Raw genomic sequence first — 14,287 nt, 5'->3', positions numbered from 1 at the left:
AATAAATTCTACAGATTATTTACTTGCTTTCTTTTTGTTAGCAACAGTTTTTCTCTTTCCTTTACGGGTTCTAGAATTATTTTTAGTTCTTTGGCCTCTTAAAGGTAATCCCAGTCTGTGACGTATTCCTCGTTGGCAACCAATGTCCATCAATCGCTTGATGTTCAATTGCGTTTCAGATCTTAATTCTCCTTCAACTTTGATGTTGTCTGAGATATAACCTCTGATTAATGCCAATTCATCGTCATTCCATTCGTTGACTTTCTTGTCTTCACTGATACCAGCGCTCTTCAAAATTTCTGAAGCAGTGCTTCTTCCTACACCGTAGATGTAAGTAAGACCGATAACGCCTCTTTTGTTCTTTGGTAAATCAATACCTGCAATTCTCGCCATAATTTAATAGTGGTTGTTAACCTTGTCTTTGTTTAAATTTAGGGTTCTTCTTGTTGATTACGAACAGTACACCTTTTCTGCGTACAATCTTGCAATCAGCACTTCTTTTTTTAATAGATGCTCTAACTTTCATTTGAGAGATTTTTCTTTTATATTTCTATTATTACATTTAGATAATTAGTATCTAAAAGTGATCCTTCCTTTAGTAAGGTCATACGGAGACATCTCCAATCTTACCTTATCACCAGGAAGCAGTTTGATGTAATGCATTCTCATCTTACCAGAAATATGGGCAATAAGGATATGCCCATTTTCTAGTTCTACTCGGAACTGCGCATTCGAAAGTGCTTCCGTAATAACGCCGTCTTGTTCTATATGCTTTTGTTTTGCCATTTACAATTATTCTACGTTTGTTGTTCTAGACAATTTTGACTGCATTAGACCATCATAATGATGATTTAACAAATACGTATTGATCTGCTGAACTGTATCTAAGATAACACCAACCATAATCAATAGTGATGTACCACCGAAGAACAGGGCAAATCTATCTGTCTGAACAAACGCTCCGTGCACTATAGCCGGAAGGACTGCAAAGATAGATAAAAAAATCGCACCTGGCAAGGTAATTTTTGACAAAATGTCATCTAGGTAATCTGCAGTCTCTTTTCCAGGTCTTACTTTTGGTATCAAACCGCCATTACGTTTAAGGTCATCCGCCATTTGATTAACTGGAATTGTGATTGCAGTATAGAAAAATGAGAAAATAATAATTAATAATGCAAACAATACATTGTATTGCCAACTAAAAACATTTTTGAATCCTGCCAAAAATGTATTAGACTCATCCACTTTTGTTAATAATCCTGGTACGAACATCAAAGCTTGTGCAAAGATGATGGGCATAACACCCGCTGCATTTACCTTCAATGGGATCCATTGTCTAGCACCTTGCATAAGATTTCTGTTAACATCTCCTCTTGCCTGAGCACGACTTACATACTGAATAGGAATTTTTCTAACAGCTACTGATAAAATAATAGCTAAAAGAACTACTAACAACCAGAACAATACTTCTACTAAAATCATGATTGTGCCAAATCCACCTTTACCTGTCTGAGTTGAAAACTCTTGGATAAATGCAGTTGGAAGATCCGCAAGGATACCAACCATAATAAGGATAGAAATACCGTTTCCAATACCTTTGTCTGTAATCTTCTCACCTAACCACATTGCAAAAACTGATCCTGCAACTAGGATAACAATACTTGGTAACCAGAACATAATAGAGTTAGGATCTATATAATAAGCTGATTGGAATTGTCCGTAAGGTAAAAAGAATTGTGTTACCGATGTTAAGTATGAAGGTGCTTGTACCAAACATACTGCAATCGTTAACCATCTTGTGATTTGGTTTAGTGTATTTCTACCACTCTCACCATCTTTCTGTAATTTTTGTAAATAAGGAATCGCCATACCCATCAACTGTACGATAATCGAGGCAGAGATGTAAGGCATAATTCCTAATGCCATAATTGATGCTCTCGAGAAAGCACCACCAGTAAATGATGAAAGTAAACCCAAAAGGCCGGCCCCTTGTTGGTTCCCGCCTTGATTTTGGTAATGTTGTAGAAGGTTGCCCACCTCTGCCATGTTAATAGCAGGAAGTGAAATATAAGAAGCGAATCTATACACAAGGACTAAAGATAGAGTTAAAATAATTTTATCTCTAAGCTCCTTTAGGCTCCAAATGTTTTTTAGTGTTTGTATAAATTCTTTCATTTGATCTTTTATTAAAGAGTGATTGCTTTACCTCCAGCTTTAGTAATAGCTTCTTCTGCAGACTTAGTAAACTTGTTAGCAGAGATAGAAACATTAGCTTTAAGGTCTCCTCTACCTAAAATTTTGATTAAGTCATTTTTAGAAGCTAAACCGTTAGCAACCAATACATCTTTAGTGATCTCTCCAGAGATACCTTTTGTATCGACAAGATTTTGGATACTATCTAGGTTGATAGCTCTGTATTCTTTTCTGTTAACGTTTTTAAAACCAAATTTTGGCAATCTTCTTTGAAGTGGCATCTGTCCACCTTCGAATCCGATCTTCTCAGAATAACCAGCTCTTGCTTTTTGACCTTTGTGACCTTTGGTAGATGTACCACCTTTACCACTTCCTTGTCCTCTACCAATTCTCTTAGAGTTATGCGTAGATCCTGATGCTGGTTGTATGTTATTTAAATTCATTACGATTATGATTTTTAAAATTATAATGTAATGGCCTAGATAAAGACCATTACACTACGTATACATTGTATTATTTCTCTTCTTGAACTTCTAGTAAGTGACCTACTGCAGCAACCATACCTAAAATAGCAGGTGTTGCTTCGTGCTCAACTACTTGGTGAAGTTTTTTCAAACCTAATGCTTCAAGCGTTCTTTTTTGGGTTTTTGTTCTACCAATAGCGCTTCTTACTTGTTTTACTTTAATCTTTGCCATTGCTTATATATTAACCGTTAAACACTTTACTTAGGGAAACACCACGCATTCTAGCGATTTCTTCAGGTCTTCTGATGTCTAATAAAGCTTTGAAAGTTGCTTTAACCACGTTGTGTGGGTTAGAAGATCCTTTAGACTTAGATAATACGTCTTGTACACCAGCAGATTCTAGTACTGCACGTACTGCACCACCAGCGATAAGTCCTGTACCGTGAGATGCAGGTCTCAAGAAGATATCAGCACCACCATATCTAGCTGTAGTCTGGTGAGGGATAGTTTTGTTCATTACAGGTACTTTTACTAAGTTTTTCTTAGCATCTTCTACAGCTTTAGAGATTGCAGAAGCTACTTCCTTAGATTTACCTAATCCGTAACCAATAACACCATCTTCATTACCAACAACTACGATAGCAGAAAATCCGAATGCTCTACCACCTTTAGTTACTTTAGTTACTCTATTAACAGCAACCAGACGATCTTTTAGTTCTAATCCTCCAGGTTTAACTCTTTCTATATTGTCTAACATATTTTTCTGAATTTAAAAGATTAGAATTTAAGACCAGCTTCTCTAGCACCATCAGCCAAAGCTTTAACTCTACCATGAAATACGAAACCGTTTCTGTCGAATACGATGTTCTCGATACCAGCAGCGATAGCTTTCTCAGCGATTTTTTTACCAACTGCAACAGCAGCTTCAGTCTTAGTACCTTTAGCGTCAACACCTTTCTCACGAGAAGAAGCGAATACTAAAGTTTTACCCTCTTTATCATCTACGATTTGAGCGTAGATTTCTTTATTACTTTTGTAAACAGACAATCTTGGTTTTTCAGCAGATCCTGAAATCTTACCTCTAACTCTTCTTTTGATTCTGTTTCTCTTTTCAACTTTTGTTAATGCCATTTTCTTAAATTTTATGCAGATTTACCGGCTTTTCTTCTGATGATTTCACCTACGAATTTCACACCTTTTCCTTTGTAAGGCTCAGGTTTTCTGAAAGATCTGATCTTTGCAGCCACCATCCCAAGAAGTTGTTTATCGTGAGAAGATAGAGTAATAATAGGGTTTTTACCTTTTTCAGTCAAAGTTTCTACAGCAACTTCTTTTGGAAGTTCTACCACGATACCGTGTGAGAAACCTAGAGCTAATTCTAGTTTTTGACCAGAGTGAGAAGCTCTATAACCAACACCCACAAGCTCTAATTGCTTTGTAAAACCTGTACCAGCACCAACAACCATGTTATTGATAAGTGCTCTGTATAGACCGTGAAGTGCTTTATGTTGTTTAGAATCTGATGGGCGAGTTACTGTGATTACGCCATCTTTTTCTTCAATTGAAATTCCATCGGTTAACTCTTGAGTAAGTTCTCCTTTTGGACCTTTAACTGTTACAATACCATTGTTGTTAGTAACTGTAACACCAGCAGGAATTTCTATAATTGCTTTACCAATTCTTGACATTATTTCCTATATTAAAAATTAATAAACGTAGCAAATTACTTCGCCTCCTACTTTTTCTTCTCTTGCTTTTTTATCAGTCATCAACCCTTTAGAAGTTGAGATGATTGCAATACCTAGTCCGTTAAGAACTCTTGGAAGTTCTGCAGTACCTTTGTACTGACGTAGACCTGGTCTAGAAGCTCTTTGGATAGACTTGATAGCTGGTTTGCTAGTTTGTTTGTCATACTTTAAAGCGATTTTGATAGCTCCTTGAACTGAGTTATCCTCGAACTTGTAGTTAAGGATATAACCTTGGTCAAAAAGAATTTTCGTAATCTCTTTTTTGATTTTCGATGCAGGAATTTCCACCACTTTGTGGCCTGCGCTTTGTGCGTTCCTTACTCTAGTTAGGAAATCTGAAATTGGATCTGTTACCATTTCTTTTTTTAATTTATTGATTGGTTAATAACAGCTAGTTTTGAGTTTGGATTTCAGATTTCGGATATCAGATTCCAGACTATAGAAGTCTGTCATCTGACATCTTCTATCTTATATCTCGAAAAACCAACTTGGCTGTCTAGATTAATTTTTAGTTGATTACCAACTTGCTTTCTTAACTCCAGGGATAAGGCCATTGTTAGCCATTTCTCTGAAAGTTACTCTAGAAATCCCGAAAGTTCTCATGTAACCTCTTGGACGTCCAGTTAACTTGCAACGGTTGTGAAGTCTAACTGGAGAAGCATTTTTTGGTAACTTCTGTAGTGCTTCGTAATCTCCAGCTTCTTTAAGAGCTTTTCTTTTCTCAGCATATTTAGCTACAGTAGCTTCTCTTTTGCGCTCACGCGCTTTCATTGATTCTTTAGCCATGTCTTAGTTCTTTTTGAACGGTAAACCGAAGTGAGTTAATAATGCTTTAGCTTCTTTATCTGTCTTAGCAGAAGTAACGAAAGTAATGTCCATCCCTTGGATTTTCTTTACTTTGTCGATAACGATCTCTGGGAAGATAATTTGCTCAGTAATACCTAAGTTATAGTTACCTCTACCATCGAATCCGTCAGCTTTGATACCAGAGAAATCTCTGATACGTGGAAGCGCTGAAGATGTTAATCTGTCTAAGAACTCATACATTTTGTTAGCTCTAAGAGTTACCATTGCACCAACTGGCATACCTTTTCTAAGTTTGAAAGCAGCTTCATCTTTTTTAGATAAAGTACCAACAGCTTTTTGTCCAGTGATATTTGTTAATTCTTCTACAGCATAGTCAACAATTTTCTTGTCTTGCGTCGCTGCACCCAAACCTTGGCTAACAACGATTTTAAGTAACTTAGGTACTTGCATTACTGACTTGTACCCGAATTCTTCCATCATTGCAGGAACAATTTTGTCTTTATATGCTTGTTTTGGTCTTACGATATATTCCATTGTAATCTAATTATAAAGTTTCACCAGATTGTTTTGCAAATCTTACTTTCTTATCACCATCTACTTTATAACCAACTTTAGTAGCTTTTCCTGTTTTAGGATCAACTAACATAACGTTAGAAATGTGGATAGATGCTTCTTTCTCTACAATCCCACCTTGAGGATTTTGTGCAGATGGCTTAACGTGTTTTTTCACGATGTTAAGACCTGCTACAATAACTCTAGCGTCTTTACCTTCTTTTTTGATCACTTCAATAACCTCACCAGTTTTACCTTTGATTTCTTTTCTTCCGGTAGTGATGATTACGTTATCTCCTCTTTTGATTTTTAACTTTGTCATTTTTTTGTAAATTTTAAAAATTAAAGTACTTCAGGAGCTAATGAAATGACTTTCATATATTCTTTATCTCTCAACTCACGAGCAACTGGTCCGAAAACACGCGTTCCTCTCATCTCTCCAGCTGCGTTAAGTAATACACAAGCATTGTCGTCGAATTTGATGTAAGATCCATCTTTTCTACGTACTGCTTTTTTAGTTCTCACTACTACAGCTTTAGAAACTTGTCCTTTTTTTGCATTTCCTGATGGCGTAGAATCTTTGATAGTCACTACGATTTTATCACCAACTGAAGCATATCTTCTTCTGGTACCACCCAGAACTCTGATAACCAATACTTCTTTAGCACCAGTATTATCAGCTACTTTTAATCTTGATTCTGTTTGTAACATTACTTAGCTCTTTCTATGATTCTTACTAATCTCCATCTTTTGCTCTTACTCAAAGGTCTTGTTTCTGTAATTAGAACAGTGTCCCCTTCGTTGCACTCGTTATTTTCGTCATGTGCAGTATATTTTTTCGTTTTCAAAACGAATTTACCGTACATCGGGTGCTTCATTCTCATAGTTTCACTAACAACAATGGTTTTTTCCATTTTATTGCTGGAAACTACTCCGATTCTTTCTTTTCTTAAATTTCTTTCCATTGTAAAAAGGAATTATGATTGTTTGTTAGTTAACTCAGTGTTTAATCTAGCGATTGTCTTTCTTAAATCTCTAATCTGAATTGGATTTTCAATCGGGCTGATTTTGTGAGCCAAAGTTAATTTGTTAAGGTTAGCTTTAGCTTCAGTCAGTTGATTTTTCAAATCCTCAACGCTTAAGTTTTTGATGTCAGCTTTATTCATTGTTATTCAGATATTAAAGAGGTTTAACAAAATCGTTAGCAACTACGAACTTAGTAACGATTGGTAACTTTTGAGCAGCAAGTCTCAAAGCTTCTTTTGCTACGTCGTAAGGTACTCCACCTACTTCGAACATAATTTTACCAGGTTTAACTACAGCTACCCAATATTCTACAGCACCTTTACCTTTACCCATACGAACCTCTGCAGGTTTTTTAGTAATAGGCTTGTCTGGGAATATTTTGATCCATAATTGACCTTCTCTTTTCATATATCTAGTTGCAGCGATACGGGCAGCTTCGATTTGTCTAGCTGTTACCCATGCTCCTTCTGTTGCCTTGATACCAAATGTTCCGTATGCAAGTTGATTACCTCTTTGAGCAATCCCCTTCATCTTCATTTTATGAATCTTACGGAATTTCATTCTTCTTGGTTGTAACATAATTTAAATTTTAGATTTTGGATTTTAGATGTTGGATTTTAAAAAAGTAACGGTAATTTAAAATTTAATAGCCTAAAATTTTTAATTATTTTTTATCTCTTGAAGGTCTTCTGTTGTTATCTCTGTCACCTCTAGATGGTCCACCTTTTTTAGGTTGTCCTACTAGTGGCGAAAGATCTCTTTTACCATAAACTTCACCTTTCATGATCCATACTTTCACACCAAGCTTACCGTATTGAGTAAGTGCTTCTCCGATGTGATAGTCGATATCTGCTCTGAAAGTTGACAAAGGGATTCTTCCTTCTTTGAAAGACTCTGATCTTGCCATTTCAGCACCGTTCAATCTACCAGAGATTTGAACTTTGATACCTTCTGCACCCATTCTCATTGTAGATGCCATTGCCATCTTAACTGCTCTTCTGTAAGAGATACGGTTTTCGATTTGTTTTGCAATGCTATCTGCTACTAGTACAGCGTCTAGTTCTGGTCTTTTAATTTCGAAGATGTTAATCTGGATATCTTTTCCAGTTAACTTTTTAAGTTCTTCTTTTAGTTTGTCAACTTCTTGACCACCTTTACCGATGATAAGACCTGGTCTAGCTGTTGTGATAGTTACAGTAACTAGCTTAAGTGTTCTTTCGATAAAAATTCTTGAAATTCCACCTTTAGATAATCTTGCTTCAAGGTATCTTCTGATTTTGTAGTCTTCAGCGATTCTATCACCGTAGTTTTTACCACCAAACCAGTTAGAATCCCATCCTCTGATGATACCTAATCTGTTACCAATTGGATTTGTCTTCTGTCCCATACCTTGAATTAGTTTTCTTTATTACCTAAGATTAACGTAACGTGGTTAGATCTTTTTCTGATTCTGTAACCTCTACCTTGTGGTGCAGGTCTTAGTCTCTTCAATTGTCTTGCACTATCCACAAAAATTTCTTTAACGATAAGGTTAGCTTCCTCGATGTCAGCACCTTCGTTTTTTGCTTGCCAGTTGGCCATAGCAGAAAGAAGCAATTTTTCTAACTTGTTAGAAGCATCTTTCTTAGAATATTTTAGGATATAAAGAGCTTTGTCTACTTGTTCTCCTCTGATGATATCAGCAACTAATCTCATTTTTCTTGGAGAAGAAGGACAGTCGTTAAGACGAGCTTTTACCACATCTAGGTTAGCTGCCTTTCTTGCTATTGCGCTATCTTGCTTTCTTTTTCCCATGATTATCTGCTACCTTTATTTTTGTTACCACCGTGACCTCTAAAAGATCTTGTCGGAGAAAATTCACCTAACTTGTGTCCAACCATGTTTTCAGTAACATAAACAGGAACAAAAGTTTTGCCGTTATGTACTGCGATAGTTTGACCTACCATGTCTGGAGAAATCATAGATGCTCTAGACCATGTTTTGATGACAGTCTTTTTGTTAGACTCGATATTTGCTTGTACTTTCTTCTCTAATGTATGATGAATGAAAGGTCCTTTCTTAAGTGATCTTGCCATAATTATTTTCTTTTAGATACGATGTAACGGTTAGACACTTTGTTTTTCTTTCTAGTCTTGTAACCTTTAGCTGGCTTACCGTTTCTAGATCTTGGGTGACCTCCTGAAGAACGTCCTTCACCACCACCCATTGGGTGATCAACTGGGTTCATTACAACCGCTCTTGTTCTAGGTCTTCTACCTAACCATCTGCTTCTACCTGCTTTACCAGATACGGTAAGCTGGTGGTCAGAGTTAGATACAGAGCCAATCATTGCCATACACTCGGTAAGGATCATTCTTGATTCTCCTGAAGGCAATTTGATGATTGCATATTTACCATCTCTAGAAGTTAACTGTGCTGATGAACCTGCAGATCTAGCAAGGATTGCTCCTTGACCAGGCTTAAGCTCGATACAAGAGATAACTGTACCTAGAGGGATATTCTTAAGTTTCATTGCGTTACCTACGTTAGGCTCAACGCTTTCTCCTGACACTACTTTTTGGTCTACTTTGATACCGTTAGGAGCGATGATATATCTCTTCTCTCCGTCTGCGTACTCTAATAGAGCGATGAAAGCAGTTCTGTTTGGATCGTACTCTACAGTCTTAACTGTTGCTTCAACGTTAGCTTTGTTACGTTTGAAGTCGATAATTCTGTATTTCTTTTTGTGTCCACCTCCGGTGTAACGCATGGTCATTTTACCAGTTTGGTTACGTCCACCTGACTTACTAATACCAACTGTTAGAGATTTCTCTGGTTTGTTGGTAGTAATTTCTTCAAAGTTATTAACAACTCTGAATCTCTGTCCCGGGGTGATAGGTTTTAATTTTCTAACAGACATTACTATTATTTATAATTATAATTAATTCGTTGCAAAAATGTCGATTACTTCTCCAGCAGCCAATCTAACAACTGCTTTCTTTAATTTGTTGGTTTTACCAACTTGTAATCCTTTTTTCGTGTATTTAGAAGAAACTTTAGGCGCATAAATCATGGTTCTAACGTCTGCTACTTTTACACCGTAAGCTGCTTCTACAGCCAATTTGATTTGGATTTTATTCGCTTTAGTATTTACTAAGAAAGAATAGTCACCTCTCAAATCTGTAAGATAGTTAGCTTTTTCTGAGATAATTGGTTTAATAATAACTGACATGATTTATTATTTCTTTAAGTTTTCTTGAAATTTTTCTACTGCACCTTCTAAGAATACAATCTCTCCTGCATTAACTAAGTCATAAGAACTGATCTCGTTATAAGTCATCACTTTAGTCTTAGGTAAGTTTCTTGAAGATAGATATACATTCTTGTTAGCTTCTGCTAAAATGTAAAGAGATTTTTTTCCTTCAAAACCTAACGCATTGTTCAAGTTGATAAAATCTTTAGTTTTAGGTGTTTCGAAGTTGAACGCTTCTAAAACTTTGATTGAGTTATCTCTCATTTTTTGAGACAATACAGATTTCTTAGCTAATCTCTTAAGCGCTTTGTTCAATTTGAAACGGTAATCTCTTGGTTTTGGACCAAAAACTCTACCCCCACCTTTGAAAGTTGGCGATTTGATATCACCATATCTCGCAGATCCTGAACCTTTTTGCTTCTTAAGCTTTCTTGTAGAAGCTGTAATTTCGCTTCTTTCTTTTGATTTATGAGTACCTTGACGCTGAGCAGCAAGATATTGTTTCACTTCTAAGTAAACCGCGTGCTGATTAGGCTCTATTCCGAAGATTGTTTCGTCTAGACTTACTTTTCTTCCGGTTTCTTTTCCTGATGTATTTAATACTACTAGTTCCATTTTCTGATAATTACATAAGAATTTTTAGCTCCCGGAATAGCACCTTTTACTACTAAAAGATTTTGCTCTCCATCTACTTTCAACACCTGAAGGTTTTGTACAGTTACCTGCTTACCTCCCATTCTTCCAGCCATTCTCATACCCTTGAATACTCTTGAAGGGTCTGATCCAGCACCGATAGAACCTGGAGCTCTAAGTCTGTTGTGCTGACCATGAGTTGCTTGCATTACACCTCCAAAGTTGTGTCTTTTAACAACACCTTGGAAACCTTTACCTTTTGAAGTTCCTGTAACATCAACAAATTCACCCTCTGCGAATAAGTCAACTTTAACTTCGTCTCCCACTTTTACTTCGTCAACAAATTCTCTGTAGAATTCTACCAACTTAGCTTTAGGAGTTGAACCAGCCTTTTTAAAATGACCAGCTAACGCTTTACCAACGTTCTTCTCACTCTTGTCATCGAAACCTAACTGAACAGCTTTGTAACCGTCGTTTTCAATGGTTCTGACCTGTAAAACCGAGCATGGACCAGCTTGGATAACTGTACAAGGAATGTTTTTCCCTTCTTCGTTAAACAAAGATGTCATACCGATTTTTTTACCAATAATACCTGACATTATTTAATATATATTATTATTAATTCTCAACACTTTAGCGGTTTTTGTCATGTACTATGTTTGAAATAGGCAGACTTCTTCCCTAAAATGAGTGTGCAAATGTATGAATATTTTAATAAACTCCAAAAAAAATTTAAGAAAATATTTGATTTTTTGACAGTTAGCTGATTTTAGAAAAAAATGTACCACAAAAATTATAATCTCGAAACCTAGATCTATTTTGCGAAAATTTGATATAAAATAAAAATCTGACAAAAATTTACAGAAAAACACACTACTGAATTTGAGTCAATAAATGAGTAATTAATAGAAGTTCCAAAATTAATATTACAAAATATCTCGACAAACATCAAGACCCAAGTAATTTAATTAAAGAGGAAATCTTTTATTTAATGGTTTAATACAGTTTAATATGTTAAGAAGTCAATCGAAATAAGAATGAATATCAAAATTAAATACTATTTACTTTTTCCTTGTGCTTTTTAACCGCCGCATCGATCGAATAAGACTTATGAATATCTGCTTCTTTCTTTGCCAATTCAGCAAGCTTAGCAAAATATTGATGTAATTGATCCAACTCTTTTTCTGTCAAATCCTCAATATCAACCATGCGATTACTAGCTTGTTTGCTTGCAGCAATTAATTCATTAAGTTTAATTTGAAGCGCCTTCGAATCTTTATTCTGCGACTTTTGTATTAAAAAAACCATAAGAAAAGTGACGATGGTTGTACCAGTATTAATTACTAATTGCCACGTATCGGAATAGTGAAAAAATGGACCAGAGACTACCCAAATAACAACAACCAACAAGGCGCCCAAAAAAGCTATAGAACTTCCGGTAAAATTGGTAGCCCAGTTAGCAAAAGTTTCAAAAAAATTATGCGATTTCATAAGGTTAATTTGTAATAATTGGAACTAATTTAGCAAAATCTTAATGTAAAAACATTAAGACTTCATTAACTTCGTAAAAAACGAAAATTATGTTTTCACGGCTTATCATTGGTTGTATGCGTTGGGGAATTTGGGGCAGCAATCTCAACAAAAATCAAACTAGTCAACTTATCGAAACTTGTATAGAAGAAGGTTTTACAACATTTGACCACGCTGACATCTATGGTGATTATACCACCGAAGCTCTTTTTGGTTCTGCTTTGGAAGATATTAAACTGGATCGAACACAAATTCAACTAATTTCTAAATGCGGAATCGTTCTTAAAAATAAAACTAACATAAAGCATTATAATTACGATTTTGATCACATCATAAAATCTGTGGAACAAAGCTTAAAGAATCTTCACACGGATTATCTAGATATGCTGTTATTGCATCGTCCATCGCCACTTCTAAATCCAGAAGTTGTTGCGGAAGCTTTTCAAAAACTTAAAAATGATGGAAAAGTAAAATCCTTTGGCGTTAGTAATTTTTCGACCACTCAATTTGAACTTCTTAACGAGTTTGTAAAATTGGAAACCAACCAAATTGAGATTTCTGCAACAGAACCAAAAGCGTTTTTTGACGGAAGTTTGGATCAAATGATGTCTAAAAATATTCGTCCACAAGCTTGGTCTGTCATGGGAAATTATTTCAGCGACAGAAATAAAAATTTAACAGAAATAATAAAAAATTTAGCAGAAAAACATAATGTGGAAGAAGATTTGATACTGTTGTCATTTCTACTAAAGCATCCTTCAAAAATCCTCCCAATTGTTGGAACAACCAATATTAATCGAATTAAGAATTACAACAAAGCTTTTGATATAAAGCTAAACACCGAAGATTGGTTCAGGATTTTGGAAGCAAGTCGTGGAAAAGAAGTTGAATAATGAAAAGATTTACTACTTTAATTCTATAGGGTTGTTTCTTTTTTTAACATTTGATTTAACCTTATCAATACTTTCTGGCATAACAGTAAGACCTGATGAAGAAAGTTCACCTATAATATTATCATTAATATCTTTAATTACCTTTGAATACTCTGTTTTTGAAATTTTTTTATATAATTTTAAATTTTTCTCATCCATAAGTCCATTTCCATAATTAACATTTTTACTAACGCTAATCAAATTAAATTCATAATGTTTCTTTGAATCACCAATTTTAACAATAAGGCCAGGTAATTTTCCAAATTTATATGGTCCTTTACTAATGGGTATATCAGGAGTAAACCACGCTTCCCATGTACGCCCTCCATAATTTGCTATTGCTTGAAGGCAATTAAAATTGCCTATTTTCTCTTTCTTACCCGTAAGCTTCCAATCCAATTCTGGTTGCTCAGAATATGTAAATTTATATTTAAGTAGGGTTTCGCAATACTCGATTTTATCATTATCAGATATAATAATATATTTAAATCTTGTATTAGGAATATTTGAAATATTCATATTGTTTGCAATTTTTACGGATTGCAATATTGAATCTTTAGCAAAATAATTATTGCTCGCAAAAAATGATTTATCCCCCACAACAAATAGACTAAAATCCTCGGTCTTTTTATTTACCACATTAGTGGAATCTGGAGAATAATTTAATCTATACTCAAACTTATACTGAAATTCTTGCTTGTCATTATTTTGTCCAAACATTATTAAAGGCAACAGAAAAAAAAATAAATATCTCATAATAAAAAAGACGGATATCTCCGCCTCGATTTTAAATTATACTAATACTGTTAGTCATTACACATAAAATCATATCCATTCCAAGCCATTTCAATAATTTCTGCCATATTATTTCCGCACGCTATTCCCATAGAACCACAATCATATTGAATAAGTAAACAATCATAAATTTTCGTATTTGTTTCAATATTTTGCGCGGCATATTCTATATTATTGCTATCCACTGCAATTGTATTTGCACTCATAATTCCTGCAACACCTATAGCTGCAACTAATAATAATTTTTTCATTTTGTGAAATTTTAGTTTGTTAATCAGCTCAAAACTAAAACTAAAACTAAAACTATGCAAGCTTTTAATTAAAAAACATAAAATATTTTATTATGTTAAATTGATGTCTGTGAAAAAAAATCA

At 34.9% G+C, this 14,287-nt stretch carries 28 protein-coding genes; 1 reads left to right on the top strand and 27 read right to left on the bottom strand.

Annotated elements, in window-relative coordinates:
• Nucleotides 1-15: 15 nt before the first annotated feature.
• The 25 genes from rpsM to RT037_RS08895 form a co-directional block, all read right to left on the bottom strand.
• Entirely contained in the window at nucleotides 16-393 is a 378-nt protein-coding gene (gene rpsM, locus RT037_RS09015) for a 30S ribosomal protein S13 (RefSeq protein ID WP_079667197.1), read from the bottom strand.
• 16 nt (nucleotides 394-409) lie between these two features.
• The gene (gene rpmJ, locus RT037_RS09010) at nucleotides 410-526 is read right to left on the bottom strand and encodes a 50S ribosomal protein L36 (protein WP_007839480.1); all 117 of its coding nucleotides are present in this window, start codon (nucleotides 524-526) and stop codon (nucleotides 410-412) included.
• Between the two features lie 44 nt (nucleotides 527-570).
• The gene (gene infA, locus RT037_RS09005) at nucleotides 571-786 is read right to left on the bottom strand and encodes a translation initiation factor IF-1 (protein WP_079667196.1); all 216 of its coding nucleotides are present in this window, start codon (nucleotides 784-786) and stop codon (nucleotides 571-573) included.
• Between the two features lie 6 nt (nucleotides 787-792).
• On the bottom strand, nucleotides 793-2,175 hold the full coding sequence (gene secY / locus RT037_RS09000; RefSeq protein WP_313030177.1) for a preprotein translocase subunit SecY: 1,383 nt from the start codon (nucleotides 2,173-2,175) through the stop codon (nucleotides 793-795).
• 11 nt (nucleotides 2,176-2,186) lie between these two features.
• Nucleotides 2,187-2,636: a 50S ribosomal protein L15 gene (gene rplO, locus RT037_RS08995; RefSeq protein WP_079667194.1), complete on the bottom strand. Its 450-nt coding sequence runs from the start codon at nucleotides 2,634-2,636 to the stop codon at nucleotides 2,187-2,189.
• Between the two features lie 70 nt (nucleotides 2,637-2,706).
• Complete coding sequence (gene rpmD, locus RT037_RS08990; RefSeq protein ID WP_313030173.1) at nucleotides 2,707-2,889, bottom strand: 50S ribosomal protein L30; 183 nt, start codon at nucleotides 2,887-2,889, stop codon at nucleotides 2,707-2,709.
• A gap of 10 nt (nucleotides 2,890-2,899) precedes the next feature.
• On the bottom strand, nucleotides 2,900-3,415 hold the full coding sequence (gene rpsE / locus RT037_RS08985) for a 30S ribosomal protein S5 (protein ID WP_079667192.1): 516 nt from the start codon (nucleotides 3,413-3,415) through the stop codon (nucleotides 2,900-2,902).
• Nucleotides 3,416-3,435: 20 nt separating this feature from the next.
• Complete coding sequence (gene rplR, locus RT037_RS08980; protein WP_079667191.1) at nucleotides 3,436-3,789, bottom strand: 50S ribosomal protein L18; 354 nt, start codon at nucleotides 3,787-3,789, stop codon at nucleotides 3,436-3,438.
• 11 nt (nucleotides 3,790-3,800) lie between these two features.
• Nucleotides 3,801-4,346 carry a 50S ribosomal protein L6 gene (gene rplF, locus RT037_RS08975; protein WP_313030168.1) on the bottom strand — a complete coding sequence of 182 codons (546 nt, stop codon included), beginning with the start codon at nucleotides 4,344-4,346 and terminating at the stop codon, nucleotides 3,801-3,803.
• Nucleotides 4,347-4,364: 18 nt separating this feature from the next.
• Nucleotides 4,365-4,763 carry a 30S ribosomal protein S8 gene (gene rpsH, locus RT037_RS08970; RefSeq protein ID WP_079667189.1) on the bottom strand — a complete coding sequence of 133 codons (399 nt, stop codon included), beginning with the start codon at nucleotides 4,761-4,763 and terminating at the stop codon, nucleotides 4,365-4,367.
• A gap of 159 nt (nucleotides 4,764-4,922) precedes the next feature.
• Complete coding sequence (gene rpsN, locus RT037_RS08965; RefSeq protein WP_027383308.1) at nucleotides 4,923-5,192, bottom strand: 30S ribosomal protein S14; 270 nt, start codon at nucleotides 5,190-5,192, stop codon at nucleotides 4,923-4,925.
• 3 nt (nucleotides 5,193-5,195) lie between these two features.
• Complete coding sequence (gene rplE / locus RT037_RS08960; RefSeq protein ID WP_313030165.1) at nucleotides 5,196-5,747, bottom strand: 50S ribosomal protein L5; 552 nt, start codon at nucleotides 5,745-5,747, stop codon at nucleotides 5,196-5,198.
• A gap of 10 nt (nucleotides 5,748-5,757) precedes the next feature.
• Nucleotides 5,758-6,087 (bottom strand): 50S ribosomal protein L24, encoded by a 330-nt coding sequence (gene rplX / locus RT037_RS08955; RefSeq protein ID WP_079667187.1) that lies wholly within the window; start codon nucleotides 6,085-6,087, stop codon nucleotides 5,758-5,760.
• 20 nt (nucleotides 6,088-6,107) lie between these two features.
• Complete coding sequence (gene rplN / locus RT037_RS08950) at nucleotides 6,108-6,476, bottom strand: 50S ribosomal protein L14 (RefSeq protein WP_002661337.1); 369 nt, start codon at nucleotides 6,474-6,476, stop codon at nucleotides 6,108-6,110.
• A complete protein-coding gene (gene rpsQ / locus RT037_RS08945) occupies nucleotides 6,476-6,730 on the bottom strand; it encodes a 30S ribosomal protein S17 (RefSeq protein WP_079667185.1) in 255 nt (84 codons plus the stop codon). Before rpsQ ends, rplN begins: the two co-directional genes overlap by 1 nt.
• 12 nt (nucleotides 6,731-6,742) lie before the next feature.
• Nucleotides 6,743-6,931, bottom strand: coding sequence for a 50S ribosomal protein L29 (gene rpmC / locus RT037_RS08940; RefSeq protein WP_079667184.1), 189 nt, complete (start codon nucleotides 6,929-6,931; stop codon nucleotides 6,743-6,745).
• A 13-nt stretch (nucleotides 6,932-6,944) separates the two neighbouring features.
• A complete protein-coding gene (gene rplP / locus RT037_RS08935) occupies nucleotides 6,945-7,370 on the bottom strand; it encodes a 50S ribosomal protein L16 (protein WP_312322624.1) in 426 nt (141 codons plus the stop codon).
• A gap of 85 nt (nucleotides 7,371-7,455) precedes the next feature.
• Nucleotides 7,456-8,178 (bottom strand): 30S ribosomal protein S3, encoded by a 723-nt coding sequence (gene rpsC, locus RT037_RS08930; RefSeq protein ID WP_079667182.1) that lies wholly within the window; start codon nucleotides 8,176-8,178, stop codon nucleotides 7,456-7,458.
• An 8-nt stretch (nucleotides 8,179-8,186) separates the two neighbouring features.
• The gene (gene rplV / locus RT037_RS08925) at nucleotides 8,187-8,585 is read right to left on the bottom strand and encodes a 50S ribosomal protein L22 (protein WP_079667181.1); all 399 of its coding nucleotides are present in this window, start codon (nucleotides 8,583-8,585) and stop codon (nucleotides 8,187-8,189) included.
• Between the two features lie 2 nt (nucleotides 8,586-8,587).
• Nucleotides 8,588-8,866: a 30S ribosomal protein S19 gene (rpsS, locus tag RT037_RS08920; RefSeq protein WP_079667180.1), complete on the bottom strand. Its 279-nt coding sequence runs from the start codon at nucleotides 8,864-8,866 to the stop codon at nucleotides 8,588-8,590.
• 2 nt (nucleotides 8,867-8,868) lie between these two features.
• Nucleotides 8,869-9,690, bottom strand: coding sequence for a 50S ribosomal protein L2 (rplB, locus tag RT037_RS08915; protein ID WP_079667179.1), 822 nt, complete (start codon nucleotides 9,688-9,690; stop codon nucleotides 8,869-8,871).
• A gap of 21 nt (nucleotides 9,691-9,711) precedes the next feature.
• A complete protein-coding gene (rplW, locus tag RT037_RS08910) occupies nucleotides 9,712-10,002 on the bottom strand; it encodes a 50S ribosomal protein L23 (protein WP_079667178.1) in 291 nt (96 codons plus the stop codon).
• Between the two features lie 6 nt (nucleotides 10,003-10,008).
• Nucleotides 10,009-10,638 (bottom strand): 50S ribosomal protein L4, encoded by a 630-nt coding sequence (gene rplD, locus RT037_RS08905; protein WP_312322613.1) that lies wholly within the window; start codon nucleotides 10,636-10,638, stop codon nucleotides 10,009-10,011.
• Nucleotides 10,629-11,255 (bottom strand): 50S ribosomal protein L3, encoded by a 627-nt coding sequence (gene rplC, locus RT037_RS08900; RefSeq protein WP_313030149.1) that lies wholly within the window; start codon nucleotides 11,253-11,255, stop codon nucleotides 10,629-10,631. Before rplC ends, rplD begins: the two co-directional genes overlap by 10 nt.
• A gap of 451 nt (nucleotides 11,256-11,706) precedes the next feature.
• Nucleotides 11,707-12,147, bottom strand: a complete 441-nt coding sequence (locus tag RT037_RS08895) for a low affinity iron permease family protein (RefSeq protein ID WP_312322610.1) — start codon at nucleotides 12,145-12,147, stop codon at nucleotides 11,707-11,709.
• An 89-nt stretch (nucleotides 12,148-12,236) separates the two neighbouring features.
• Here RT037_RS08895 and RT037_RS08890 point away from each other — a divergent pair, with 89 nt between their 5' ends.
• A complete protein-coding gene (locus tag RT037_RS08890; RefSeq protein ID WP_313030145.1) occupies nucleotides 12,237-13,079 on the top strand; it encodes an aldo/keto reductase in 843 nt (280 codons plus the stop codon).
• A 12-nt stretch (nucleotides 13,080-13,091) separates the two neighbouring features.
• Here the strand turns inward: RT037_RS08890 and RT037_RS08885 are convergent, their stop codons facing one another.
• Both RT037_RS08885 and RT037_RS08880 read right to left on the bottom strand, forming a co-directional pair.
• Nucleotides 13,092-13,874 carry a GLPGLI family protein gene (locus tag RT037_RS08885; RefSeq protein WP_312322608.1) on the bottom strand — a complete coding sequence of 261 codons (783 nt, stop codon included), beginning with the start codon at nucleotides 13,872-13,874 and terminating at the stop codon, nucleotides 13,092-13,094.
• Nucleotides 13,875-13,924: 50 nt separating this feature from the next.
• Nucleotides 13,925-14,164, bottom strand: coding sequence for a hypothetical protein (locus RT037_RS08880; protein WP_312322607.1), 240 nt, complete (start codon nucleotides 14,162-14,164; stop codon nucleotides 13,925-13,927).
• Nucleotides 14,165-14,287: the final 123 nt, after the last annotated feature.

The sequence above is a fragment of the Soonwooa sp. genome, from assembly GCF_032062245.1.
Classification (GTDB): Bacteria; Bacteroidota; Bacteroidia; order Flavobacteriales; family Weeksellaceae; genus Soonwooa.
This window is presented reverse-complemented; position numbering and strand designations above follow the sequence as displayed.

Bases quoted from the DNA above. Each gene is read 5' to 3' on its own strand.
- RT037_RS08885 (WP_312322608.1), bottom strand. From the start codon at position 13,874: ATGAGATATTTATTTTTTTTTCTGTTGCCTTTAATAATGTTTGGACAA.
- rplE (WP_313030165.1), bottom strand. From the start codon at position 5,747: ATGGAATATATCGTAAGACCAAAACAAGCATATAAAGACAAAATTGTT.
- rplP (WP_312322624.1), bottom strand. From the start codon at position 7,370: ATGTTACAACCAAGAAGAATGAAATTCCGTAAGATTCATAAAATGAAG.
- rpmD (WP_313030173.1), bottom strand. From the start codon at position 2,889: ATGGCAAAGATTAAAGTAAAACAAGTAAGAAGCGCTATTGGTAGAACA.
- RT037_RS08880 (WP_312322607.1), bottom strand. From the start codon at position 14,164: ATGAAAAAATTATTATTAGTTGCAGCTATAGGTGTTGCAGGAATTATG.
- rplN (WP_002661337.1), bottom strand. From the start codon at position 6,476: ATGTTACAAACAGAATCAAGATTAAAAGTAGCTGATAATACTGGTGCT.
- rpsM (WP_079667197.1), bottom strand. From the start codon at position 393: ATGGCGAGAATTGCAGGTATTGATTTACCAAAGAACAAAAGAGGCGTT.
- rpmC (WP_079667184.1), bottom strand. From the start codon at position 6,931: ATGAATAAAGCTGACATCAAAAACTTAAGCGTTGAGGATTTGAAAAAT.
- secY (WP_313030177.1), bottom strand. From the start codon at position 2,175: ATGAAAGAATTTATACAAACACTAAAAAACATTTGGAGCCTAAAGGAG.
- rplF (WP_313030168.1), bottom strand. From the start codon at position 4,346: ATGTCAAGAATTGGTAAAGCAATTATAGAAATTCCTGCTGGTGTTACA.
- rplW (WP_079667178.1), bottom strand. From the start codon at position 10,002: ATGTCAGTTATTATTAAACCAATTATCTCAGAAAAAGCTAACTATCTT.
- rplX (WP_079667187.1), bottom strand. From the start codon at position 6,087: ATGACAAAGTTAAAAATCAAAAGAGGAGATAACGTAATCATCACTACC.
- rplB (WP_079667179.1), bottom strand. From the start codon at position 9,690: ATGTCTGTTAGAAAATTAAAACCTATCACCCCGGGACAGAGATTCAGA.
- rpsH (WP_079667189.1), bottom strand. From the start codon at position 4,763: ATGGTAACAGATCCAATTTCAGATTTCCTAACTAGAGTAAGGAACGCA.
- rplO (WP_079667194.1), bottom strand. From the start codon at position 2,636: ATGAATTTAAATAACATACAACCAGCATCAGGATCTACGCATAACTCT.
- rplC (WP_313030149.1), bottom strand. From the start codon at position 11,255: ATGTCAGGTATTATTGGTAAAAAAATCGGTATGACATCTTTGTTTAAC.
- infA (WP_079667196.1), bottom strand. From the start codon at position 786: ATGGCAAAACAAAAGCATATAGAACAAGACGGCGTTATTACGGAAGCA.
- rpsC (WP_079667182.1), bottom strand. From the start codon at position 8,178: ATGGGACAGAAGACAAATCCAATTGGTAACAGATTAGGTATCATCAGA.
- RT037_RS08890 (WP_313030145.1), top strand. From the start codon at position 12,237: ATGTTTTCACGGCTTATCATTGGTTGTATGCGTTGGGGAATTTGGGGC.
- rpsS (WP_079667180.1), bottom strand. From the start codon at position 8,866: ATGGCAAGATCACTTAAGAAAGGACCTTTCATTCATCATACATTAGAG.
- rpmJ (WP_007839480.1), bottom strand. From the start codon at position 526: ATGAAAGTTAGAGCATCTATTAAAAAAAGAAGTGCTGATTGCAAGATT.
- rplV (WP_079667181.1), bottom strand. From the start codon at position 8,585: ATGGGAAAAAGAAAGCAAGATAGCGCAATAGCAAGAAAGGCAGCTAAC.
- rpsE (WP_079667192.1), bottom strand. From the start codon at position 3,415: ATGTTAGACAATATAGAAAGAGTTAAACCTGGAGGATTAGAACTAAAA.
- rpsQ (WP_079667185.1), bottom strand. From the start codon at position 6,730: ATGGAAAGAAATTTAAGAAAAGAAAGAATCGGAGTAGTTTCCAGCAAT.
- rplD (WP_312322613.1), bottom strand. From the start codon at position 10,638: ATGGAACTAGTAGTATTAAATACATCAGGAAAAGAAACCGGAAGAAAA.
- rplR (WP_079667191.1), bottom strand. From the start codon at position 3,789: ATGGCATTAACAAAAGTTGAAAAGAGAAACAGAATCAAAAGAAGAGTT.
- rpsN (WP_027383308.1), bottom strand. From the start codon at position 5,192: ATGGCTAAAGAATCAATGAAAGCGCGTGAGCGCAAAAGAGAAGCTACT.
- RT037_RS08895 (WP_312322610.1), bottom strand. From the start codon at position 12,147: ATGAAATCGCATAATTTTTTTGAAACTTTTGCTAACTGGGCTACCAAT.